General features: G+C 59.5%; 21 protein-coding genes. 16 read left to right on the top strand and 5 right to left on the bottom strand.

Features of this window, described 5'->3' with window-relative positions; translation table 11 throughout:
* Positions 1-96 precede the first annotated feature (96 nt).
* From VWY60_RS03685 to VWY60_RS03660, 6 genes are all read left to right on the top strand, one after another.
* Positions 97-819 (top strand): GntR family transcriptional regulator, encoded by a 723-nt coding sequence (locus VWY60_RS03685; protein WP_416539920.1) that lies wholly within the window; start codon positions 97-99, stop codon positions 817-819.
* A 65-nt stretch (positions 820-884) separates the two neighbouring features.
* Positions 885-2,279 carry an aspartate aminotransferase family protein gene (locus VWY60_RS03680; RefSeq protein ID WP_340547187.1) on the top strand — a complete coding sequence of 465 codons (1,395 nt, stop codon included), beginning with the start codon at positions 885-887 and terminating at the stop codon, positions 2,277-2,279.
* Positions 2,280-2,645: 366 nt separating this feature from the next.
* Positions 2,646-3,746 (top strand): ABC transporter ATP-binding protein, encoded by a 1,101-nt coding sequence (locus tag VWY60_RS03675; RefSeq protein WP_340547188.1) that lies wholly within the window; start codon positions 2,646-2,648, stop codon positions 3,744-3,746.
* Between the two features lie 85 nt (positions 3,747-3,831).
* Positions 3,832-4,938, top strand: a complete 1,107-nt coding sequence (locus VWY60_RS03670) for an extracellular solute-binding protein (RefSeq protein ID WP_340547189.1) — start codon at positions 3,832-3,834, stop codon at positions 4,936-4,938.
* Positions 4,939-5,038: 100 nt separating this feature from the next.
* Positions 5,039-6,310 carry an ABC transporter permease gene (locus VWY60_RS03665; protein WP_340547190.1) on the top strand — a complete coding sequence of 424 codons (1,272 nt, stop codon included), beginning with the start codon at positions 5,039-5,041 and terminating at the stop codon, positions 6,308-6,310.
* A gap of 5 nt (positions 6,311-6,315) precedes the next feature.
* The gene (locus VWY60_RS03660) at positions 6,316-7,491 is read left to right on the top strand and encodes an ABC transporter permease (protein WP_340547191.1); all 1,176 of its coding nucleotides are present in this window, start codon (positions 6,316-6,318) and stop codon (positions 7,489-7,491) included.
* Between the two features lie 70 nt (positions 7,492-7,561).
* Here VWY60_RS03660 and VWY60_RS03655 read toward each other — a convergent pair whose 3' ends face one another.
* Positions 7,562-8,737 (bottom strand): acetyl-CoA C-acyltransferase family protein, encoded by a 1,176-nt coding sequence (locus tag VWY60_RS03655; protein ID WP_416539855.1) that lies wholly within the window; start codon positions 8,735-8,737, stop codon positions 7,562-7,564.
* Positions 8,738-8,874: 137 nt separating this feature from the next.
* Here VWY60_RS03655 and VWY60_RS03650 point away from each other — a divergent pair, with 137 nt between their 5' ends.
* The 3 genes from VWY60_RS03650 to tdh all read left to right on the top strand — a co-directional run bounded on the left by VWY60_RS03650 (position 8,875) and on the right by tdh (position 11,792).
* Positions 8,875-9,441 carry a helix-turn-helix domain-containing protein gene (locus VWY60_RS03650; protein WP_416539854.1) on the top strand — a complete coding sequence of 189 codons (567 nt, stop codon included), beginning with the start codon at positions 8,875-8,877 and terminating at the stop codon, positions 9,439-9,441.
* 120 nt (positions 9,442-9,561) lie between these two features.
* Positions 9,562-10,749, top strand: coding sequence for a glycine C-acetyltransferase (locus tag VWY60_RS03645; protein WP_416539853.1), 1,188 nt, complete (start codon positions 9,562-9,564; stop codon positions 10,747-10,749).
* 14 nt (positions 10,750-10,763) lie between these two features.
* On the top strand, positions 10,764-11,792 hold the full coding sequence (gene tdh / locus VWY60_RS03640) for an L-threonine 3-dehydrogenase (RefSeq protein WP_416539919.1): 1,029 nt from the start codon (positions 10,764-10,766) through the stop codon (positions 11,790-11,792).
* Between the two features lie 75 nt (positions 11,793-11,867).
* Here tdh and VWY60_RS03635 read toward each other — a convergent pair whose 3' ends face one another.
* The 3 genes from VWY60_RS03635 to VWY60_RS03625 all read right to left on the bottom strand — a co-directional run bounded on the left by VWY60_RS03635 (position 11,868) and on the right by VWY60_RS03625 (position 15,583).
* On the bottom strand, positions 11,868-12,596 hold the full coding sequence (locus tag VWY60_RS03635) for a metallophosphoesterase family protein (protein ID WP_416534306.1): 729 nt from the start codon (positions 12,594-12,596) through the stop codon (positions 11,868-11,870).
* A 96-nt stretch (positions 12,597-12,692) separates the two neighbouring features.
* A complete protein-coding gene (serA, locus tag VWY60_RS03630; RefSeq protein WP_416534305.1) occupies positions 12,693-14,288 on the bottom strand; it encodes a phosphoglycerate dehydrogenase in 1,596 nt (531 codons plus the stop codon).
* Positions 14,289-14,401: 113 nt separating this feature from the next.
* Positions 14,402-15,583: a phosphoserine transaminase gene (locus VWY60_RS03625; protein WP_416539852.1), complete on the bottom strand. Its 1,182-nt coding sequence runs from the start codon at positions 15,581-15,583 to the stop codon at positions 14,402-14,404.
* Positions 15,584-15,871: 288 nt separating this feature from the next.
* Here VWY60_RS03625 and serB point away from each other — a divergent pair, with 288 nt between their 5' ends.
* The 5 genes from serB (at position 15,872) to VWY60_RS03600 (ending at position 18,731) form a co-directional block, all read left to right on the top strand.
* Positions 15,872-16,747 carry a phosphoserine phosphatase SerB gene (gene serB, locus VWY60_RS03620; RefSeq protein WP_416539851.1) on the top strand — a complete coding sequence of 292 codons (876 nt, stop codon included), beginning with the start codon at positions 15,872-15,874 and terminating at the stop codon, positions 16,745-16,747.
* Positions 16,748-16,751: 4 nt separating this feature from the next.
* The gene (locus tag VWY60_RS03615) at positions 16,752-17,510 is read left to right on the top strand and encodes a TSUP family transporter (protein ID WP_416539850.1); all 759 of its coding nucleotides are present in this window, start codon (positions 16,752-16,754) and stop codon (positions 17,508-17,510) included.
* A gap of 98 nt (positions 17,511-17,608) precedes the next feature.
* Complete coding sequence (locus VWY60_RS03610; RefSeq protein WP_340547200.1) at positions 17,609-17,929, top strand: ArsR/SmtB family transcription factor; 321 nt, start codon at positions 17,609-17,611, stop codon at positions 17,927-17,929.
* Positions 17,926-18,354 carry an SRPBCC family protein gene (locus VWY60_RS03605; protein ID WP_416539849.1) on the top strand — a complete coding sequence of 143 codons (429 nt, stop codon included), beginning with the start codon at positions 17,926-17,928 and terminating at the stop codon, positions 18,352-18,354. Before VWY60_RS03610 ends, VWY60_RS03605 begins: the two co-directional genes overlap by 4 nt.
* A gap of 62 nt (positions 18,355-18,416) precedes the next feature.
* On the top strand, positions 18,417-18,731 hold the full coding sequence (locus VWY60_RS03600) for a hypothetical protein (protein ID WP_340547202.1): 315 nt from the start codon (positions 18,417-18,419) through the stop codon (positions 18,729-18,731).
* A gap of 72 nt (positions 18,732-18,803) precedes the next feature.
* Here VWY60_RS03600 and VWY60_RS03595 read toward each other — a convergent pair whose 3' ends face one another.
* The gene (locus VWY60_RS03595) at positions 18,804-19,802 is read right to left on the bottom strand and encodes an asparaginase (RefSeq protein ID WP_416539848.1); all 999 of its coding nucleotides are present in this window, start codon (positions 19,800-19,802) and stop codon (positions 18,804-18,806) included.
* A 174-nt stretch (positions 19,803-19,976) separates the two neighbouring features.
* Between VWY60_RS03595 and VWY60_RS03590 the strand changes: the two genes are divergently transcribed.
* The gene (locus VWY60_RS03590) at positions 19,977-20,507 is read left to right on the top strand and encodes an invasion associated locus B family protein (RefSeq protein ID WP_340547204.1); all 531 of its coding nucleotides are present in this window, start codon (positions 19,977-19,979) and stop codon (positions 20,505-20,507) included.
* A gap of 141 nt (positions 20,508-20,648) precedes the next feature.
* Positions 20,649-21,032 carry a lysozyme inhibitor LprI family protein gene (locus VWY60_RS03585; RefSeq protein WP_416539847.1) on the top strand — a complete coding sequence of 128 codons (384 nt, stop codon included), beginning with the start codon at positions 20,649-20,651 and terminating at the stop codon, positions 21,030-21,032.
* The last annotated feature ends 14 nt before the right edge of the window (positions 21,033-21,046 follow it).

The following is a 21,046-nucleotide window of genomic DNA, read 5'->3' as shown; positions in this document are numbered from 1 at the left end:
CCTGTGCGTGCCGGTTTCCGTGCCCGGCTGATAAGGATTTGATCAAGTTTTGCCTCATTCGGCAATACTGTTTATGTTTTCACTTGGGGAAACTTGGTGCAAGCTGCCCAAAATTTAGGAGGAATTCAGAAGGTGAACCTGAGCCAACCAGCCGCATCATCCGGCAGTCAGCCCACTGCCAAACTGCCCGCCCATGAAACCGTCTACCAGACCTTGCGCGGGCAAATTCTGTTTGGCGATCTGGCGCCGGGGCAGGCGGTCACCATCCAGGGTCTGGTCGAGTCGTTGGGGGCCGGGATGACCCCGGTACGCGAAGCAATCCGCCGACTGATCTCTGATGGCGCGCTCGTGTTTCAGGGAAATCGCCGTGTGTCTGTGCCGATGTTACGTGAAAGTGACCTGAACGAGCTGATTTATGCAAGAAAAACAATAGAGTGTCAACTTGCTCGGTTGGCAACCACGCGTGTATCGGCGGATGATATCACCGCGCTGGAGGCCATCGACACAGCTCTGGATCAGGCTATTTCGGCAGGAGACGTCACTGGCTATCTGGTGCAGAACTACCGGTTCCACACGCGGCTTTATGCGTATGCCGATGCGCCTATCCTGACAGATCTGGCGGATCGGCTTTGGCTGCGCTTCGGTCCATCGTTGCGCGTGGTCTGTGGAAGGCTCGGCACGCAGAGCTTTCCCGACCGGCACAAGGACATCCTCGAGGCCCTGCATCGCCAGGACGCAGATCTGGCGGCGCTGGCCATGGAGCGGGACGTCGCTCAGGGGATGGATCAGGTAAGTCAGGGGCTGAATCAGTCGAGCTGATTCGATTGACACGCTAGAATTTGATCATATTCTGGGCGCAATCTCTTCCTTCAGGAGTCTGCCCCATGACTGCGATTACAAATCACCTGCCCACGGCCGAGCTTCAGGCTCTGGATGCGGCCCATCACATGCACCCCTTCACCGCAAACGGTGAGCTGGCGGAAAAAGGCGCGCGGATTATCACGCGCGCCACTGGCGTCACGCTGACAGACAGCGAGGGCAACCAGATACTGGATGCCATGGCCGGCCTGTGGTGTGTCAATATTGGCTATGGGCGGGACGAGTTGGCAGATGTCGCCGCCCGCCAGATGCGCGAGCTGCCGTACTACAACACATTCTTTCAGACCACACACACGCCCGCGATCGCGCTGGCGGCGAAAATCGCCGAACTGGCGCCCGAGGGGCTGAACCATGTGTTCTTCGCCGGGTCTGGTTCAGAAGCCAATGACACCAATATTCGCATGGTCCGCCATTATTGGGCGATGAAGGGCAAGCCGACAAAATCGGTTATCATCAGCCGCAAGAACGGGTATCATGGCTCGTCCGTTGGCAGCGGCAGCCTGGGCGGTATGACTGCGATGCACGAACAGGGCGGCCTGCCGATCCCGGATATCCATCATATCAATCAGCCCAACTGGTGGGCCGAAGGCGGCGATATGGCGGTAGAGGAGTTTGGTCTCGCGCGCGCTCAGGAGCTGGAACAGGCGATTCTTGAGTTGGGCGAAGACCGGGTCGCGGCCTTTATCGCCGAACCGGTTCAGGGCGCCGGCGGTGTCATTGTTCCGCCTGCAACCTACTGGCCCGAGATCCAGCGGATCTGCGACAAATATGAAATCCTGCTGATCGCTGATGAGGTGATCTGCGGCTTCGGGCGTACTGGCAATTGGTTCGGAAGCCAGACCATGGGCATTCGCCCCGATATCATGACCATCGCCAAGGGGCTATCGTCCGGCTATGCGCCGATTGGCGGATCTATTGTCAGCGACGAGATTGCAGCGGTGATTGGATCCGGTGAATTCAATCACGGCTACACCTATTCGGGCCATCCGGTTGCCGCCGCGGTGGCGCTGGAGAACCTGCGCATTCTCGAGGAGGAGAACATCATCGACAATGTGCGTGATGTTGTGGCGCCTTATCTCAAGGAGCAATGGGAGGCGCTCGTCGATCATCCGCTGGTGGGCGAAGCCAAGATTGTCGGCATGATGGGATCGATTGCACTGACCCCGAACAAGGCGACGCGCGCGGCCTTTGCCGCTGAAACCGGAACTGTCGGCTACATCTGCCGGGAGCGGTGCTTTGCCAATAATCTGGTGATGCGCCACGTTGGTGATCGGATGATCATCTCGCCGCCGCTGATCATCACACCCGAAGAGATTGATACGCTCATCGCGCGGGCGCGCCAGTCGCTCGATGAATGTTATGCAGCGCTGAAAGAGCGAGACTTGCTGCACAGCGCGTGACGCGGGCTGAAGCTGTTTGACCAAGGCGTCGGTTCCTGTCGGGAGTCGGCGCCTTTGCTATTTCCGCGAATCTTTGTGGCTCGGTTAAAGCTGCTCGGTCAAATTCGGTTATTTGAGTGTTTCCGGTAACGGGCGTTTGCGATCAATCAAGGCGTGTACACATAGAGTTTTTATCTGATTGGCAATCGAAATCCTGTCGCTTTTCGAACCTTGTTCGTCGCAATACGTACCGTTGTCGGCGTTATCGGCCCTAAGGTAAACTACAGAGATGATCCGGACGATCCGGTTGCACACCAACACTCGTGTGTGCTTACATCACGACAGAAGTGCAGAGCTAATCTGCCGAACCAAACCAGGGAGCCTCACTTGGCTGATGCGTCAAACACGAGCGCGTTCGTTGAATTCGAACGCGTGCAGAAGAGTTATGACGGCGAGAACCTCGTTGTCAAAGATCTGAACCTCACCATGCCGAAAGGCGAATTTCTGACCATGTTGGGCCCGTCCGGTTCGGGCAAAACGACCTGCTTGATGATGTTGGCGGGTTTTGAGACAGCGACCCATGGTGATATTCGGCTTGGCGGCGTCTCGATCAACAATATTCCGCCTCATAAACGCGGCATCGGAATGGTATTCCAGAACTACGCGCTTTTCCCTCACATGACCATTGCCGAAAATCTGAGCTTCCCGCTGGAAGTCCGCAACATGGGCAAGTCCGAGCGTGAGCAGAAGGTGAAGCGCGCGCTTGACATGGTCGAGATGGGCGCCTTTGGCGGTCGCCGTCCGGCCCAATTGTCTGGTGGTCAGCAGCAGCGTGTTGCCTTGGCGCGTGCGCTGGTGTTTGAACCCGAACTGGTGCTGATGGACGAACCTCTGGGCGCGCTGGACAAGCAGCTGCGCGAGAAGATGCAGTTCGAGATCACCCATCTTGCACATCAGCTGGGCATCACCACTGTTTATGTGACCCACGACCAGACCGAAGCGCTGACCATGTCGGATCGCGTGGCAGTGTTCAACGATGGTCGTATTCAGCAGCTGGCGCCGCCGGATGAGCTGTACGAAGAGCCGTCCAACAGTTTCGTTGCCCAGTTCATTGGTGAGAACAACACGCTGGAAGGCACGGTCAAAGAGGTCAACAATGGCATCGCGTTGGTACAACTGGACGATGGCGAATTGATTGACTGCAAGCCGATCAACGTTTCCAAACCCGGTGAGCGGACCCGCGTGTCGATCCGGCCCGAACGTGTTGAATACAACAAGGACCGGATGCAGGAAGGCGCCCATACGCTCAAGGCTGAAGTGCTTGAGTTTATCTACATGGGCGACATCTTCCGCACCCGTCTGCGCGTCGCCGGAAATGATGAGTTCATCATCAAGACCCGCAACGCACCCGATCAGGTACGGTTGAAGCCCGGCCAGCAGATCGAAATCGGCTGGTTGCCTGAAGATTGCCGCGCGCTGGACGCCTGACGTCCGCGCGCGCCCGAACCTCCGGCAGCGAACGACCGGCGGACAATCCAGATAAATAACGATTTCAACAAGGAGTAGAGTGTCTATGAAACTCACCAAACTGACTGCCCTGGCAGCCACCACGGCACTGTGTGCGCCGATGGCGATGGCTGCTGATATGGCCAACGAGATGACCATCGTGTCCTGGGGCGGCGCCTATCAGGAAAGCCAGCTGAAGGCCTATGTGGTTCCTTATCAGGAAATGCACCCCGATCTGAAAGTGATCTGGGATGAAAGCTCGGCCGAGGCGACCGCAAAAATGCGCGCCATGACCGAAGCGGGCAATGTCACCTGGGATCTGGTCGACGTTGTTGCTTCTGATGCGATGCGTATGTGTGACGAAGGTCTCGCCGCCGAGCTGAACCACGACGAAGATTTGGCTGCGGCGCCCGATGGCACACCCGCAACCGAAGACTTCGGCGATCTGATCGTCAGCGACTGCTTCGTGCCGCAGATCGTGTATTCGACCACCTTCGGGTACCGCATGGACAAGGTTGGTGACACGCCGCCGAGCTCCATCTGCGATGTCTTCGACACTGCGAAATATCCGGGCAAGCGCGCCCTTCAGAAGCGTCCGATCGACAACGTCGAGTGGGCCCTCTACTGCGACGGCGTTGCCAAGGATGAGATCTACGACGTGCTGAGCACCGACGAAGGTGTGGAGCGTGCCCTGGCCAAGCTCGACACAATCAAGGATCAGGTCGTCTGGTGGACTGCTGGTGCGGAAACGCCGCAGCTGCTGGCAGATGGCGAAGTGGTGATGGGCTCGACCTTTAACGGTCGTCTGTTCTCGGCAATTGCTGAGCAGAACCAGCCGATCGAAATGCTCTGGGATATGCAGTCTTTCGACCTGGATGGCTGGATCGTTCCGGCTGACCTGCCCGAAGACCGCAAGGCTCGCGTGATGGACTTCCTGAAGTTCGCAACCGACACCCAGCGTCTGGCAGATCAGGCCAAGTTCATTTCCTACGGTCCGGCGCGCGCCTCCTCTGCGCCGCTGGTTGGCAAACACGCCATTCTGGGTATCGACATGGCACCGCATATGCCGACCGATCCGGCGAACTCCGGCAACGTTCATGTCTATGACTACGAATGGTGGGCAGACAACCGCGACGATCTGGACGCTAAATTCCAGGCGTGGCTCGCCAAGTAATCTGTCCGCGAACAGATACTGACATTATCGGGAAGGGGCTGTGTGCCTGGCGCGCAGCCCCTTCTCCACCAACAAAAAATTCCGACGGGGGCTCCTACCCATGAGCGATACCACCCACACCGGACCGGTCTTGGCCGCCGATGGCACGCCGCTGAAGCGTAGCCTGGCCCGAGCTCTCCGGATGCAGAAAATTCGCGCCCTGATGCTGATCGCGCCGCTTCTGCTGTTTGTTCTTCTGACCTTCATTCTCCCGATTGCCGACATGCTGTTCCGCTCGGTTGAGAATAGGATCGTCTCTGACACCCTGCCCAAGACCGTTGTCGCGCTTCAGGATTGGGATGCAAACTCCGGGCAAGCTCCGGATGAGGCTGTGTTTGCCGCATTGGCTGCCGACCTTCAGGTCGCCGCCGAGGAGAAAACCCATACGCGCGTCGGCTCGCGCCTGAACTACGAAAACCCCGGCATTTCCTCGCTGTTCCGCAAGGCCGGGCGCAAGGTCAAGCGTTGGGATCTGGCTCAGGATGGTCCGTTCAAGGAGCAGTTCTTCAAGATTGACAAGGACTGGACCGACCCGGAGGTCTGGCGCACTATCCAGACCTACTCTGGGGCCTATACCAACGGTTATTTTCTGAATGCGGCCGATTTCCAGAAAGGCGCAGAAGGCGCAGAGCTGCGACCCGAGAACGAGCGGATCTATGGAACATTGTTCCTGCGGACACTGATCATGTCGTTGGCGATTACGGTGAGCTGCATCATACTTGGATATCCGGTGGCCTGGATCCTGGCGAATTTGCCGTCCAGATCCGCAAACCTGCTGATGATCCTGGTGTTGCTGCCGTTCTGGACGTCGCTTCTGGTACGTACATCGGCCTGGAAGGTCATGCTGCAGCAGCAGGGCGTCATCAATGACACGCTGGTCTGGCTGGGACTGGTCGCAGATGATGCGCGCCTTGTGATGATCAACAACCAGTTCGGTACGATCGTGGCGATGACCCACATTCTGCTGCCGTTCATGATCCTGCCGATGTATTCGGTGATGCAGACGATCAATCCGTCCTATCTGCGCGCTGCCAAGTCTCTTGGCGCCACCAACTGGACGGCGTTCTGGCGGGTCTACTTCCCGCAGTCTGTGCCGGGTATCGGTGCGGGTTCGATCCTCGTCTTCATTCTGGCGATTGGCTACTACATCACGCCGGAGCTGGTCGGCGGCACCAAAGGTGTCTTCATCTCGAACCGGATCGCCTTCCACATCTCGCAGTCGCTCAACTGGGGCCTTGCGGCCGCGCTTGGCACTATTCTGCTGGTCGTCGTGCTCGCGCTCTACTGGGCCTATGACAAGATTGTCGGTATCGACAACGTGAAACTGGGATAAGACACATGGCTTTGACACCTGTTGAAAACCAAACTCCTGGTTTCGTGGCGATGGTCGCTGCGGCGGCCGGCGCCTTCTTCGGCCTGTTTGTCGGCACTGCGCAGGGCTCTGGCCTTCTCGGGGTACTGATCGGCGCTGCTCTTGTTGGCGGGCTGGGCTTTGTCTTGGCGGGGCTTCGCGATCAGGAGCGGCTGATCCGATGGATCCTGATCGCAGCCTTTGCCATCGCAGGCTTTGTGATGGGCGGGCTGCCCTCGGCCGTCATCGGTATACTGTTCGGTGCCTTTGTCGGCTGGTTCATCTTCTGGCTCTCGACGTCACGCTACCGTGTGCATCTGGCGCCATATCTCACACCTGGCCAGGTGCTTTGGCACTATACGTTTCGGGTGATCTGCGGGGCGGTCTTCGTTTTTCTGATCACGCCGATCCTTGTGGTGATGCCACTGTCGTTCAACGCTCAGGATTTCTTCACCTTCACGCCGGAGATGCTGCAATTCGATCCCGAAGGCTATTCGCTGAAGCACTATCGTGACTTCTTCACCAATGCCGACTGGCAGCAGGCGATGTGGAACTCCATCAAGATCGCGCCGATGGCGACAATTCTGTCGGTGGGTTTCGGTACGCTGGCCGCCATTGGCCTCAGCCAGCCGCATGTGCCCTTCCGTCGGGCAATTATGGCGATCCTGATTTCGCCGATGATCGTGCCGCTGATCATCTCGGCTGCCGGGATGTATTTTTTCTACAGCCGGATTGGTCTGCAGGGAACATACTTCGGTGTGGTCCTGGCGCATGCAGCCCTTGGTATTCCGTTTGTGATCATTACCGTGACCGCCACTCTGGTTGGTTTCGACCGGTCTCTGACGCGTGCGGCTGCAAATATGGGGGCCGGTCCGGTCACCACCTTCTTCCGCGTGCAGATGCCGCTGATCCTACCCGGCGTGATTTCTGGTGGTCTGTTTGCCTTCATCACCTCCTTTGATGAAGTTGTCGTTGTGCTCTTTGTCGGGTCTGCCGGGCAGAAAACCCTGCCCTGGCAGATGTTCACCGGCCTGCGCGAACAGATTTCGCCGACCATTCTGGCGGTTGCGACCATTCTGGTCGTGGTGTCGATCTGCCTGCTGACGGTGGTCGAGATGCTGCGTCGCCGGTCGGAGCGTCTGCGCGGTATGAGCCCGAGCTAATATCCGCGTCATCCAACAAAAAGGCCCCGGTGAGAACCGGGGCCTTTTTGCGTTTCAGCGGATGCGGGGATCAGAGGCGTTCGATTGCGAGGGCGATACCTTGGCCGCCACCAATGCACATGGTGATGAGCCCCTTGGAGCCGCCGATCCGCTCCAGCTCGTAAAGTGTCTTCAGCGTGATGATCGCGCCAGTTGCGCCCACCGGATGGCCAAGCGCAATCGCGCCGCCATTCGGGTTTACCTTGGCCGGATCCAGTCCCAATTCCTTGTTCACGGCCAGCGCCTGCGCGGCAAAGGCTTCGTTCGACTCGATCACGTCAAAGTCGCTGGCGGAGAGCCCGGTTTTCTTCAGCAGGTTCTGCACAGCAGGCACCGGACCGATTCCCATTACTTCAGGGCGGACACCCGCATGGGCGTAGCCCAGAATACGGGCCTTGGGCTTCAGGCCAGCTTTCTGGGCAGCCTCAGCTGTGGCCATGACGATTGCGGCGGCACCATCGTTGATGCCGCTTGCGTTGCCAGCAGTGACACGGCCGTCCTTCTTGAACACCGGTTTCAGGCCGCCAAGTGTTTCCATTGTGCTGGCCTTGGGGTGTTCATCCACCTCAAAGGCCACCATGTCACGCTTCACCTTGACCTCGACCGGCGTGATCTGGCTGGCAAAATGCCCGGCCTCGATTGCCGCAGCGGCGCGGGTCTGGCTGGTCAGCGCAAATTCATCCATCTGGGCGCGCGTGATGTCATGCTCATCCGCGACGTTTTCTGCGGTCACCCCCATGTGACCGGTCCCAAAGGGGCAGTTCAAGGCGCCCAGCATCATGTCGAGCGCGCGGGCATCGCCCATTTTCTGCCCCCAGCGGGCGCTAGGTACGATGAAGGGGCTGCGCGACATGTTTTCGGCGCCACCGGTGAGGGCAAATTCCGCGTCGCCCAGCATCAGCGACTGGATGCCGGAGACAATCGCCTGTGCACCTGAGCCGCAGAGGCGGTTCACGTTCATCGCAGGCGTACCGTTCGGAATGCCGGCCTGCATCGCAGCGACACGACTCAGGTACATGTCGCGCGGTTCGGTATTGATCACATGGCCAAAGACCACATTGCCGATCTGCCCCGGCTCAACGCCGGAACGTTCCATAGCGGCTTTGGATGCCACGGTTGCCAGATCAATTGGGGTGGTGCCCGCCAGCGATCCACCAAAGGTGCCGATGGCGGTACGGGCGCCATCCAGGATCACGATATCGGTCATGGTCTCTCTCCTCATGAGTTTCGCGCCGATTATGCAGATGCAGCATGGCCTGTCCTGCGAAACGTGCCGTCATAATAGTTTAGCCCTGATGCCGCTCCTGTTTGACAAATGGATTTCAAAGGCGCAGAGATTCCGCCATGACGGAAAATGTAGACGATATCCTGACGCTTCTGCCCGCCCGCCTGAAAGAGGCGCGTCGTGCCCAGGGCCTCAGCCTGGAGGCTGTGGCCAATCTCTCCGGTGTCAGCCGCTCCATGGTGAGCCAGATTGAACGCGGCGAGAGCTCACCAACGATTGCGACCCTGTGGAACCTGACGCGTGCGTTACAGGTGGATTTTGCGGGGCTGCTGGACAGTCAAGAGGCACAGGACCGGATCGAAGTCCTGCGCGATGGCGATGTCCCCTCCATTGAAAATATGGGGGAGGGCTGTCTGATCCGCATTCTTTCTCCACCTGAAGACGCCGGCGGCCACGAGGTCTACGATATCTGGCTCAAAGAAGGGGGCGCATTGAACAGCCAGCCTCATGGGCGCGGAACGGTCGAACACCTGACGGTTCTCGACGGGACTGTTGCGCTCTGTTCGGGCAGTGCGACCGAACGGCTGCACGCAGGGGATACCGCCCGCTATGCTGCAGATGTGACGCATTCCATCGCTGCACAGGACGGTCCGGCACGTCTGTTCCTGATCGTGAAGAATGCGTGATTGGCAAGAATAGGCGGGCCTTCCATTTTGACGGATTTTTGTCCACTATCTTGAAATCCCCTATTCCGGAAATTTTTCCGCTATGCTAGAACTCCGACTCGAACGAGAAGGAGTTTCCGCATGTCTACTGATTTTCTGACCGACATCTCCAAGACCCTGGAAGAGATCAAAGCTGATGGTCTTTACAAGCGGGAACGAATGATCACCTCCCCTCAGGGGGGTGAGATCAGGGTTGGGGATGCGGCGGTCATCAACCTGTGTGCCAACAATTACCTTGGCCTTGCAGATCACCCCGACCTCATCGCTGCTGCGCGCGGCGTAATGGATGACAAAGGGTTCGGCATGGCTTCTGTCCGCTTCATCTGCGGCACCCAGGACATTCACCGGGAGCTGGAGCAGCGGCTTGCGAAGTTCCTCGGGAAAGATGACGCAATCCTGTTTGCTGCCTGTTTCGACGCCAATGGCGGGCTGTTCGAGCCGCTCTTGGGGCCGGAGGATGCGATCATTTCCGACAGCCTGAACCATGCCTCGATCATCGACGGTATCCGGCTGTGCAAGGCGAAGCGCTACCGCTACTTGAACAGCGATATGAACGATCTGGAGGCCTGGCTGAAACAGGCTCGCGAGGACGGCGCGCGGCATATCATGATCGCCACCGACGGCGTGTTCTCAATGGACGGTTATCTGGCCAAGCTGCCAGAGATCCGGGCGCTGGCGGACAAATACGATGCCATCGTGATGGTCGATGACTGCCATGCCACCGGCTTTATGGGCGCAACAGGCGCCGGCACGCCGGAGCATTTCGGAGTGGACGTGGATATCGTCACCGGGACATTGGGCAAAGCACTTGGGGGGGCCATCGGCGGTTACATCGCTGGGCCGCAGCCAGTGATCGACCTGCTGCGGCAGCGGGCGCGGCCCTATCTGTTCTCCAATTCGCTGCCGCCATCGATTGTTGCTGCCGGGCTGGAGGCGATCCGGCTGGTGGAGGAAGGGGACGGGCTGCGGGCGCAGCTGTTCGAGAATGCGAAATACTGGCGCGCGGGGCTGGAGAAACTGGGCTTTGACCTGCTGCCGGGTGAGCATCCGATCATCCCGGTGATGCTGGGCGAAGCGCAGCTGGCGCAGGATATGGCGGCAAGGCTGTTTGACGAGGGCGTTTATGTCTCCGGCTTCTTCTTCCCCGTCGTGCCGCGCGGTCAGGCGCGGATCCGCACCCAGATGAATGCGGCGCTGACGCGGGAGGAGCTGGACCGGGCATTGGCCGCCTTTGGCAAGGTGGGCAAGGAATTGGGGATCCTGTCATGAGCCGTCCGAACACGATGAAGGCGCTGGAGAAGAGCCATCCGCAGGAGGGCCTGTGGATGGTGCAGGCGCCGGTGCCGGAGATCGGCCCCGACGAGGTGCTGATCAAGGTGAAGAAGACCGGCATCTGCGGCACCGATATACACATTTGGAACTGGGACGAATGGGCCGCGCACACCGTGCCGGTGCCAATGATCACCGGCCATGAGTTCGCGGGCGAGATTGTCGAGATCGGCCGCAATGTCACCGATCTGACGGTGGGGCAGCGCTGCTCCGGCGAGGGGCATCTGATCAAGACGGATTCGCGCCAGAGCCGGGCCGGCAAGTTCCACCTGGACCCGGGCACCCGCGGCATCGGGGTGAACGAGCAGGGGGCCTTTGCGCAGTACCTGAAACTGCCGGCATTCAACGTGGTGCCGCTGCCGGAGGACATCCCGGATGAGATCGGCGCCATTCTCGATCCGCTCGGGAATGCGGTGCATACCGCGCTGAGCTTTGACCTCTTGGGGGAGGATGTGCTGATCACCGGTGCGGGCCCCATCGGCATCATGGCGGCGGCGGTGGCGAAACATGCCGGCGCGCGGCATGTGGTGATCACCGATATCAACCCGGACCGGCTGGCGCTGGCAGAACATGTGGTGCCGACCGTGCGCGCGGTGAACGTGGCACAGGAAGACCTGCAGGACGTGGTGCGGGAGCTGGGGTTGAAACAGGGGTTCGACGTTGGGCTGGAGATGTCCGGCAGCCAGGCGGCACTCGACCAGATGGTGGAGGCGCTGGTAATGGGCGGCAAGATTGCACTCCTGGGCATTCCGCCGGGCAAATCGCCGGTCGACTGGTCACGGATCGTGTTCAAGGCGATCACCATCAAAGGCGTCTACGGGCGCGAGATGTTCGAGACCTGGTACAAGATGATCGCAATGCTACAGAACGGGCTGGATGTGAGCCGGGTCATCACCCACCGGTTCAGCGTCAATGATTTCGCCGACGGCTTTGCGGCAATGAAATCCGGCTCCAGCGGCAAGGTGGTGCTGGACTGGACGTGATGTCGGGAAGAGGGGGCTTTGCCCCCTCGCGCCCCTGGCGCTCACCCCCAGGATATTTGAAGCCAGAAGATGGGCTTATGGGGTGAGGGCCTGTCGGCCTTTGCTGGTGAGCAACCAGACCAGGCCGGATTCGAAAACGGCTGTGCTGAGCGGTTTGCCGAAACCGGCGCCGCTGTCGAGGTTCACGCGATTGCCATAATGTGTAGCGCGCTCCACCGGAGTGTGACCGTGAACGATAAGCTTGGGGTGGGGGGCGCGTTCCTGATGAAAGGACTGGCGTATCCAGACCAGATCATTTTCGATCTGGTTTTCCAGCGCAACGCCAGGCCGGATTCCTGCGTGGACGAAAGCGAGATCGCTGGTTTGATGCATGGTTGTCAAACGTTTCAGAAAGGCGACATGGCTGTCGGGGACCGCGGCTCTCGCCTCGGCATGGACGTCGGCAAGACGGGTTCGCTCTGGGAAGGTCACTCCGTAGCTTTCGAGCGTTTCGAGACCACCGATACGGTCGTGCAACCAGTGATAGCCCACCAGCATATGCGGGTCGTGGCGCGGCGTATCCTCCATGAACCAGGCGAACATGCGGTCGTGATTGCCCAATAGGGTTATCCAGTTGCGACCGTCCTTTTGCCCGGTGATCAGGTGATCGATCACCCCCCGGCTGTCGGGGCCGCGATCAATGAAGTCGCCCAGGAAGACCACCGACGCATCGCGCCCGCCATCTGCCTCGATCAGGTCCAGAGCCTCTTCCAGCATCCCAAGCTGGCCGTGGATATCGCCGATTGCATATATTGGGGCGGTCATGGGACTCTCCTGCGGGATATTCATGGTGCCAAACGAGAAATGCGCCGCCTTCATAGCTCGGCGGCGCATTCATTGAAATCTCTGATAGGCTAGGGATCAGCTGACATCAAACTGCAGCGGCTTGATCTGGTTGAAAAACTCGGTTTCCGCCAAGGCCGCGCGAGCCGCAGCCGGTACCGGTTCATCAACGTAGAGCAGTGCGATCGCCTCACCGCCGGCCTGCGAACGGCCAAGCGTGAAGTTGGCGATATTCACGCCCATATCGCCCAGAATGCGACCGAGGGTACCGATGATCCCGGGCACATCCTCGTTGGTGGTATAGAGCATATGCGCGCCCACCTCTGCGTCGATATTGATGCCCTTGATCTGGATGAAACGAGGTTTGCCATCCGAGAACACCGTCCCGGCCACTGAACGCTCACGCTTGCTGGTCACAACCGTGACCTTGATATAGCCGTCGAAGGCGCCGGATTTGTCCTGATTGGTGGTGGAAATCTGAATGCCACGTTCGCGGGCCACCACGGGCGCGGAGACCATGTTCACATCGGGATTGAGCTTCTTCATGATGCCCGCGACCACCGAGCAGTTCAGTGCCGCAAGGTTCATCTCGGCGGCCACGCCATCATAGAGGATGTTGATGGCCTGAATGGGTTCATCCGTCATCTGACCGATGAAGCCACCGAGATGCCCGGAAAGCGCCACCCATGGGCCCATCACGCGCGCCTCCTTGGCGGTCATCGAAGGCATGTTCAATGCGTTCTCAACCGCGCCGTCGAGCAGGTAATTCGACATCTGCTCGGCAACCTGAAGGGCAACGTTTTCCTGGGCTTCGCTGGTGGCTGCACCGAGATGGGGGGTGCAGACTACATTTGGAAGGCCAAACAACGGGTTGGTCATGGCCGGTTCTTCGGAGAAGACATCAAAAGCAGCACCGGCGACATGGCCTGAGGTCAGCAGCTCCGCCAGCGCCGCTTCATCCACCAGACCGCCACGGGCGCAGTTGATGATACGCACGCCTTTCTTGGTTTTGGCCAGGTTCTCCTTGGACAGGATATTCCGGGTCTGGTCGGTCAGCGGCACGTGCAGGGTGATGAAATCGGCGCGGGCGAGCAGCTCGTCCAGGTCAACCTTCTCAACACCCATCTTGTCAGCTTTCTCCTGGCTGAGAAACGGATCATAGGCGACCACTTTCATCTTCAGGCCGCGGGCGCGGTCGCAGACGATACCGCCAATGTTGCCGGCCCCGATCACGCCGAGCGTTTTGTTGGTCAGCTCAACGCCCATGAATTTGGATTTTTCCCATTTGCCGGCATGGGTGGACGCCGAGGCCTCGGGGATCTGCCGGGCGACGGCGAACATCATGGCGATGGCGTGCTCCGCGGTGGTGATCATGTTGCCAAAGGGCGTGTTCATCACGATCACGCCCTTCTGAGAGGCGGCATCCTTGTCAATATTGTCCGTCCCGATGCCAGCGCGTGCGATCACCTTTAGATTGGTGGCATTGTCGAGGATTTTCTGGGTAACTTTCGTCGCGGAGCGGATCGCGAGACCGTCGTAATCGCCGATGATCGCGGCCAGCTTGTCCTTGTCTTTGCCAAGGTCCGGCTGGAAATCAACATCGATGCCGCGATCACGAAAGATCTGAACAGCAGCTTCAGAGAGTTTGTCGGAGATGAGAACTTTGGGAGCCATGAGTGGGGTCCTTCATGCGGGGGCCGGTCGGGCCGAATGTCTGGGTGAAACGCCTGTGTCGGCGGCAAGTCGTCTGATGCCTGCCCAGTTGGTGCGGGGCAGGCGCTTGGGGGTCAGGCTGCGGCGGATTGAGCCGCGATTTCAGCCTCAAACGCCCATTCAAGCCAGGGCAGCATGGCCTCGATATCAGAGGTTTCGACGGTGCCGCCGCACCAGATGCGCAGACCGGCAGGGGCATCCCGATAGGCGCCTATGTCCAAGGCGACATCTTCGGCTTCGAGACGTTTGGCAACAGCCTTGGCGAAGGCAGCACCATCTGCAATGCGCGCATCGGTGAACTTCAGGCAAACCGATGTATTGGAGCGGGTGGCAGGGTCGGCTGCCAGATTCGCAAGCCATGGCTTGGCGGCGCAGAAATTGAAGATTGCCTGTGCATTGGCGTTGGCGCGGGCCTTTAGCCCGTCAAGGCCGCCGACGGACCGCGCCCAGTCCAGCGCGAGAAGATAATCCTCAACGGCGAGCATCGAGGGAGTGTTGATGGTCGCGCCTTTGAAAATACCGTCTATCAGCTTGCCGCCCTTGGTCAGGCGGAAAATCTTCGGCAGAGGCCAGGCGGGAGTGTAGCTTTCCAGTCGTTCAACCGCGCGGTGGCTGAGGATGATCATGCCGTGCGCCGCTTCGCCGCCCAGCACCTTCTGCCAGGAGAAGGTTGTCACATCCAGTTTGTCCCAAGGCAGATCCTGCGCGAAGGCGGCGGAGGTGGCGTCACAGATTGTGAGGCCCTCGCGATCAGCGGGGATCCAGTCGCCGTTTGGGACGCGCACACCGGAGGTGGTGCCATTCCAGGTGAAAACGACGTCCTTGGTGAAATCGACTGTGGCCAGGTCAACCAGCTCACCATAGTCAGCGGTCTTGACGGTGGCGTCGAGCTTCAGCTGTTTCACCACATCGGTCACCCATCCTGCGCCAAAGCTCTCCCAGGCCAGCATTTCGGTTCCGCGGGCACCCAGCAGGTTCCACATTGCCATCTCGACCGCACCGGTGTCGGAGGCAGGAACGATCCCGATCTGATAGTCCGCCGGTACGCCGAGAATTTCGCGCGTGCCTTCGATCGCGGCCAGCAGCTTGTCCTTGCCGACAGCGGCACGGTGGCTGCGTCCCAGAGGAGCGCCAGCAAGCTTGGTCAGATCAAATGCGGGGGGTTTGGCACAGGGGCCGGAGGAGAAACGCGGATTGGCAGGTCGCGCGGTAGGTTCGTGCACGGTTGCGTGCAACGCCGGTTCTTCAATAGCCATAATGCTATCCTTCCAGATAAGCGCCTCTCGTTGGGGAGAGGTGTCCCGCTGATAGGGCTACTGGCTGAAATCCGGCTGGGCAACAGGGAAAATGACAAATAGCGGCTATATCGGAATCAATAGCGACGCATTCTGACGCCTTTCGGAAACAGATGGCACGCTGGGCGGCGGGCGATGGCAATGTGAGACACCTGCGGCACAGTTGTGAGGGCAGGGTGGAATCGGGGGCTTGGCGATGGATGGCTTGCGGGCGTATGACGGGCGCATCCTTGCCCGATGGAGCTTGCCATGTTTGTCGCCACCCTGCTTTGCAATCCGCAAACCCCCTGCCTTGCACCCGCGCTAACCGAATCGCTGCGCAATGCCTGGGGGGGAGGTGATGTGCAGTGGCTGGCACCGGATATTGCGGCTGAATTCTCTCTGCAGGTGCGGCCGGATAATCACTGGGACGTTTGGGCGGATCTGCAGGATCTCGGCGTGGATCTGGTGATCCAGCCGACAGCGGGGCGCCGGAAGAAGATGCTGCTGGCGGATATGGACTCCACCATGATCCAGCAGGAGTGCATTGACGAACTGGCCGAAGAGGCCGGTGTGGGTGCGCAGGTGAAGGAGATCACGGCGCGGGCCATGAACGGTGAGCTGGATTTCGACGGTGCCCTGCGGGAGCGTGTCGCGCTGCTGAAAGGTTTGCCCGTCGCGGTGATTGATCAGGTTCTGGATCGCCGTATCACGCTGATGCCGGGCGGCCCCACGCTGCTGGCAACGATGAAGGCCGATGGAGCCTATGCCGCCCTGGTGTCTGGTGGTTTTACCGCCTTTACCGAATGCGTTTCGGATCGGTTGGGGTTTGATGAGAACCGGGCAAACACGCTGCTTGTGGCGGATGGCGTCCTCAGCGGTGAGGTCGGTCTGCCGATCCTGGGGCGGGCGGCCAAGGTCGACGCGCTAGAGCAGATCACTGCGCGTCTGGGATTGACCGAGGCGGATGTCATGGCGGTTGGCGATGGTGCGAATGATCTTGGCATGTTGGGGCGTGCCGGGGCGGGTGTAGCACTCCATGCCAAACCATCGGTTGCCGCAGAATGCGACATTCGTATCAACCACGGTGACCTGACGGCGCTTCTTTATATTCAGGGCTATGCCCTGAGCGATTTCAAAGGCTGATATTATGTTCGAGGTTGGGTTTGAAGTCCTGCTGCTGTTGCTGGCAGCAGGGTTTGCGGCTGGGTTCATTGATGCAATAGCCGGTGGCGGCGGGTTGATCACGTTGCCAGTTTTGCTCTTGGCTGGAGCCAACCCAATCACCGCCCTTGCCACCAACAAGATTCAGGGATTGTTCGGGGCGGCCACCGCTGCCCTCAGCTATGCGCGCGGCGGTCACGTCGATTTGCGCGGGCAGGCTGGATCTGCGCTGATTGCAGGTATTGCGTCAATCTGCGGCGCGCTGTTGATTTCGGTGCTGCCGACGACGTGGATCCGGTGGATCCTACCGCTGTTGCTGATCGGAATTGCCGTGTTCTTTGCCACCAAGAAGGGGCTTGATGACAGCGATCGGGCGCGGCGCCTGTCGCCAGCGATATTTGCTGCCACCATCGTGCCGCTCTGCGGTTTCTACGACGGATTGCTGGGGCCGGGTGCTGGCAGCTTCTACATGCTTGGTATTGTGTCTCTGGCCGGGCTTGGCATCCTGCGTGCGACGGCACATACGAAACTACTGAATTTCGCGTCCAATGCCGGAGCACTGCTGGCCTTTGCTTTTGTTGCGACGCCATGGTGGGGCGTTGGCTTGGCGATGGGTATCGCGCAGATCGCCGGTGCCCGGGTCGGTGCCGGGTTGGCGCAGAAGCAGGGCGCTCGCATGATCAAGCCATTGCTGGTTCTGACCTCAGTTGTTCTGGCGCTGCGGCTGCTGTGGGACATGCTGTGATCTTCTGGACGTCGGCGTCAACGGGGCAAGACGGATCACAACACTGCTGCGATAAAATTTAACCTATCCATTAATTAACCCATGTGTTAATATTGGGTATGACTCCATTACTCAAATCATTCTCCGCCCTCTCTGACGGCACGCGTATGGCCATCATCGAACAGCTGATGGAACACGGAGAACTGCCAGCCGGTGATCTGGTGCGGGGATCGGGCATCACTGCGCCGGCGATCTCGCGCCATCTCAAGGTATTGCGTGAGGCTGGATTGGTGGCGCAGCGCGCCGATGGGACACGCCGATTGTATTCAGCGCGGCCTGAGGGACTGAAGCTGATCGCAGACTGGACCCTGTCGCGGCAATCGTTCTGGCAAAGCAGCCTCGATCGGCTGGAAGCAGCACTAAGGGAGGAAATGGAATGACGGATTTGCGCTTGGAACGCGAATTCCAGGTGTCGCCGGACCGGCTGTTTGCCTGGATCAGCGATACCGAGAAGCTCCTGCAATGGTGGGGACCAGAGGGGCTGACCGTGCCTGAATATACGCTGAATTTCCATCAGGAGGGGCCGTGGTCCACGGTCATGATGAATGCCGATGGAGACCGTTATCATGTCTCAGGTGTGGTCACCCATGTGCGTCCGCCGCAGTCGATCGGATTTACCTGGGCGTGGCACGACGAAGCAGGCGCGCGCGGGCACGAAAGCCATGTCACCCTCACCGTTGAAGCTATTGAGACGGGTGCTCGGCTGATTGTTGATCATCGGGATCTGGACAACTCGGAGATGGCCGAAAACCACCGGGTCGGATGGGAATCGTCTCTGCGAAAACTGGTGTCCAAGCTCCCGTGATTGCGGGCTTGCGACAATGAGAAGCTGTTTTAACGAAGACCTAAACAGGGGAGGAGTACCCAATGCCACAGTTCATTTTTGCATATCACGGCGGCAAGACACCGGAGACACCGGAAGAGGGCGCCAAGGTCATGGATGCCTGGAAAACCTGGATGGGCGGGATGGGCGACGCGCTTGTCGTGCCGGGGAATCCTGTCGGCATGTCAAAGACGGTTCAGAAGTCGGGCGTCGCGGACAACGGTGGTGCCAATCCGCTCTCCGGCTATTCCGTGGTCGAAGCGGTCGACATAGATGCCGCCTGTAAAATGGCCAATGGCTGCCCGATGGTGACCAGCGGTGATGGTTCTGTTGAGGTCGCCGAAATCATTGAAATGTGACCACATATAGCTGTCTTGGAACACGCCTTTGATTGCCCCGGTCCGCGTTCTGCGTGCCGGGGCAATCTTTGGTCAGAACTGCATTTCAGCTGAGGGCCGGATCGAACCACAGTCGATGCCTCGGCGATTGATCAGGGGGGCGTTGCGATATTTCAGTGTTGCCGGATGGTCGGCATCCAGAACGCCCAGCCCCACCAGAATACTTGCAATTGCGCATTCGCTGGCGCGGGTGGCACCGTCGGTGATCTTCAGCGCCACACCCAGTTTCTGTTCGGGCAGGATGGCGATGAAGACGGCTTCAGCGCCGGTTTTGATCGCGACCTTGCCACCCATCGCACGCATAAGGTTGGTGCAGGCGCGGGTTTCGCCAGCGACCAGTTCGGGATGCGCTGTCATCGCGGCCACCAGCTGCTGCGCGGCATTGGCATCGCGGTCCGAACGGTCAGAGGCGGAGGCAAACCAGGCCATCGCCCGTGCCAGCCCCTTCACGGAGGTTGCGAAGTTCGGCGCTGAACACCCGTCAATGCCATAGCCAGGGCTGGATTCGTCGGTCACCTGCTCAAAGGCGCTGCGGCAGGCCTGCTGTACCGGATGGTCAATCTCTACATATTCGGGTCCGGCCCCCAGGTGCTGGGACAGCGTCAGAAAGCCTGCATGCTTGCCGGAGCAGTTATTGTGAACCTGACACGGGCTTGTATCGGTTTTGATCAGCGCGTTTCGCGCCGGAATATCGTCTGGCAGCTGCGGGCCGCAGCGGAAATCATGATCGGTCATGGACAGCTGATCCAGCCAGGCGTTGACGCGGCTGGTGTGGATCTCGGCACCATTGTGCGAAGCACAGGCGAGGGCGAGCTGCTCAGAGGTCAGCCCGTATTTTGCCGCTGCGCCCGATGTGATCAGAGGCAGCGCCTGGATCATCTTGGCGGAACTGCGCGGGTATATAATCGCGTCGGGATCGCCCCAGCTGCGCACGATCTCTCCCTTGGCGTTACAGACAACGGCATGGCCCAGATGCAGGCTTTCCAAGAGCGGACCGCGCCACACTTCAGTCATCGGTACGGGTTTGGTCATCACAAAACGCCTTTCCTGTTGGCAATTTCCCGCCAAAACGGGCTTTCACACGTGGCGATAGTTACGATAGTGTGTATGAGTACACAAGCGAGGGGATTGGGACCAGACGGCGAAGGTAACGCCGCATGTACCCTGGCTTATTTGAGGTAACGACAGTCTTTGGAGTTGGGACAAATGGCATCAAAACTCGTCCGCTGCGTCGCGGGCCTGTGTCTGGCCGCAATGGCCACCAGCGCATCCGCACAGCAGGCAGAATCTGACAATCGCGTCGCGAGCAATGTCGACTGGAGCGTGTTTCAAGGCGAAAGTCCCAAGGAATGCTGGGGTGTCTCCGCTCCGAAAGAGACCGTAAACACCCGTGACGGCCGCGTGAAAGCCGTGCGTCGTGGCAAGATCCAACTGTTCGTTTTCTATCGGCCAGAAACCGGCGACAAGGGGCAGGTGACTTTCACCGGCGGCTATCCCTTTGCGCCGGGCTCAACCGTGAATCTCGCAGTGGGCGATACCGAATTTGAGCTGTTCACAGAGGGTGAGTGGGCCTGGCCTGCAACGGCTGCGGATGACGCCAAGATCATCACCGCGATGAAACGTGGCGCGCAGGCTGTTCTGACAGCCCGGTCAGCACGTGGGACACAGACCAAGGACACGTTCTCGCTCCTGGGCTTTACCGCCGCGGTCGAGGACGCCGAAAAACGCTGTAACTGATTGCGCTCGGCGGTCGCTCCCAGAGCGTCGCGCACGTGCGAGGAGACCCGGCCTGCATCCGGGTTTTGAGCTGTCGAACGGGTCGGAGGTGTTTTGCCCGGCCCGATAACATCTGTCATGACACCCTAGGAGTTCCACATCATGCGGCGCCACATCGTCACACTCGCCCTGGCATTGCCGTTGCCGGTTCTGGCGGATCCTGCAATGGAATGCAGCGGTGCTGTTTCTCAGGTTGACCTGCGCAGCTGCCTTGAGGCGGATGAAACCCGCGCCAATATGGCTCTTTCACAGGCGTTTGATTATGCCCGCAATACGATGGCCGAACTTGATGATACCACCGGACGACCTGCCGCAATCCCTGCACTGGAGGCGGGGCAGGCATCCTGGGAGACGTTCCGTGACGATCATTGCGCGTTTGTCGGGGAGACCTATGCCGGCGGTTCGGGAACCGGTATCGCGGTTCTATCCTGTCGTATTGGCCTGACACGGGATCGGGTCGACGCGCTGATGGATTACGCCCGGTAAGAGAGTGCCGAAGC

This window comes from Phaeobacter sp. JH20_26 (assembly GCF_048056275.1).
Taxonomy (GTDB): Bacteria; Pseudomonadota; Alphaproteobacteria; order Rhodobacterales; family Rhodobacteraceae; genus Phaeobacter; species Phaeobacter bryozoorum.
This window is presented reverse-complemented; position numbering and strand designations above follow the sequence as displayed.

Excerpts from the sequence above, each read along its gene's own strand:
- VWY60_RS03680 (WP_340547187.1), top strand. The coding sequence starts at position 885 with ATGACTGCGATTACAAATCACCTGCCCACGGCCGAGCTTCAGGCTCTG.
- VWY60_RS03670 (WP_340547189.1), top strand. The coding sequence starts at position 3,832 with ATGAAACTCACCAAACTGACTGCCCTGGCAGCCACCACGGCACTGTGT.
- VWY60_RS03665 (WP_340547190.1), top strand. The coding sequence starts at position 5,039 with ATGAGCGATACCACCCACACCGGACCGGTCTTGGCCGCCGATGGCACG.
- VWY60_RS03660 (WP_340547191.1), top strand. The coding sequence starts at position 6,316 with ATGGCTTTGACACCTGTTGAAAACCAAACTCCTGGTTTCGTGGCGATG.
- VWY60_RS03655 (WP_416539855.1), bottom strand. The coding sequence starts at position 8,737 with ATGACCGATATCGTGATCCTGGATGGCGCCCGTACCGCCATCGGCACC.
- VWY60_RS03650 (WP_416539854.1), top strand. The coding sequence starts at position 8,875 with ATGACGGAAAATGTAGACGATATCCTGACGCTTCTGCCCGCCCGCCTG.
- VWY60_RS03645 (WP_416539853.1), top strand. The coding sequence starts at position 9,562 with ATGTCTACTGATTTTCTGACCGACATCTCCAAGACCCTGGAAGAGATC.
- tdh (WP_416539919.1), top strand. The coding sequence starts at position 10,764 with ATGAAGGCGCTGGAGAAGAGCCATCCGCAGGAGGGCCTGTGGATGGTG.
- VWY60_RS03635 (WP_416534306.1), bottom strand. The coding sequence starts at position 12,596 with ATGACCGCCCCAATATATGCAATCGGCGATATCCACGGCCAGCTTGGG.
- serA (WP_416534305.1), bottom strand. The coding sequence starts at position 14,288 with ATGGCTCCCAAAGTTCTCATCTCCGACAAACTCTCTGAAGCTGCTGTT.
- VWY60_RS03625 (WP_416539852.1), bottom strand. The coding sequence starts at position 15,583 with ATGGCTATTGAAGAACCGGCGTTGCACGCAACCGTGCACGAACCTACC.
- serB (WP_416539851.1), top strand. The coding sequence starts at position 15,872 with ATGTTTGTCGCCACCCTGCTTTGCAATCCGCAAACCCCCTGCCTTGCA.
- VWY60_RS03615 (WP_416539850.1), top strand. The coding sequence starts at position 16,752 with ATGTTCGAGGTTGGGTTTGAAGTCCTGCTGCTGTTGCTGGCAGCAGGG.
- VWY60_RS03610 (WP_340547200.1), top strand. The coding sequence starts at position 17,609 with ATGACTCCATTACTCAAATCATTCTCCGCCCTCTCTGACGGCACGCGT.
- VWY60_RS03605 (WP_416539849.1), top strand. The coding sequence starts at position 17,926 with ATGACGGATTTGCGCTTGGAACGCGAATTCCAGGTGTCGCCGGACCGG.
- VWY60_RS03600 (WP_340547202.1), top strand. The coding sequence starts at position 18,417 with ATGCCACAGTTCATTTTTGCATATCACGGCGGCAAGACACCGGAGACA.
- VWY60_RS03595 (WP_416539848.1), bottom strand. The coding sequence starts at position 19,802 with ATGACCAAACCCGTACCGATGACTGAAGTGTGGCGCGGTCCGCTCTTG.
- VWY60_RS03590 (WP_340547204.1), top strand. The coding sequence starts at position 19,977 with ATGGCATCAAAACTCGTCCGCTGCGTCGCGGGCCTGTGTCTGGCCGCA.
- VWY60_RS03585 (WP_416539847.1), top strand. The coding sequence starts at position 20,649 with ATGCGGCGCCACATCGTCACACTCGCCCTGGCATTGCCGTTGCCGGTT.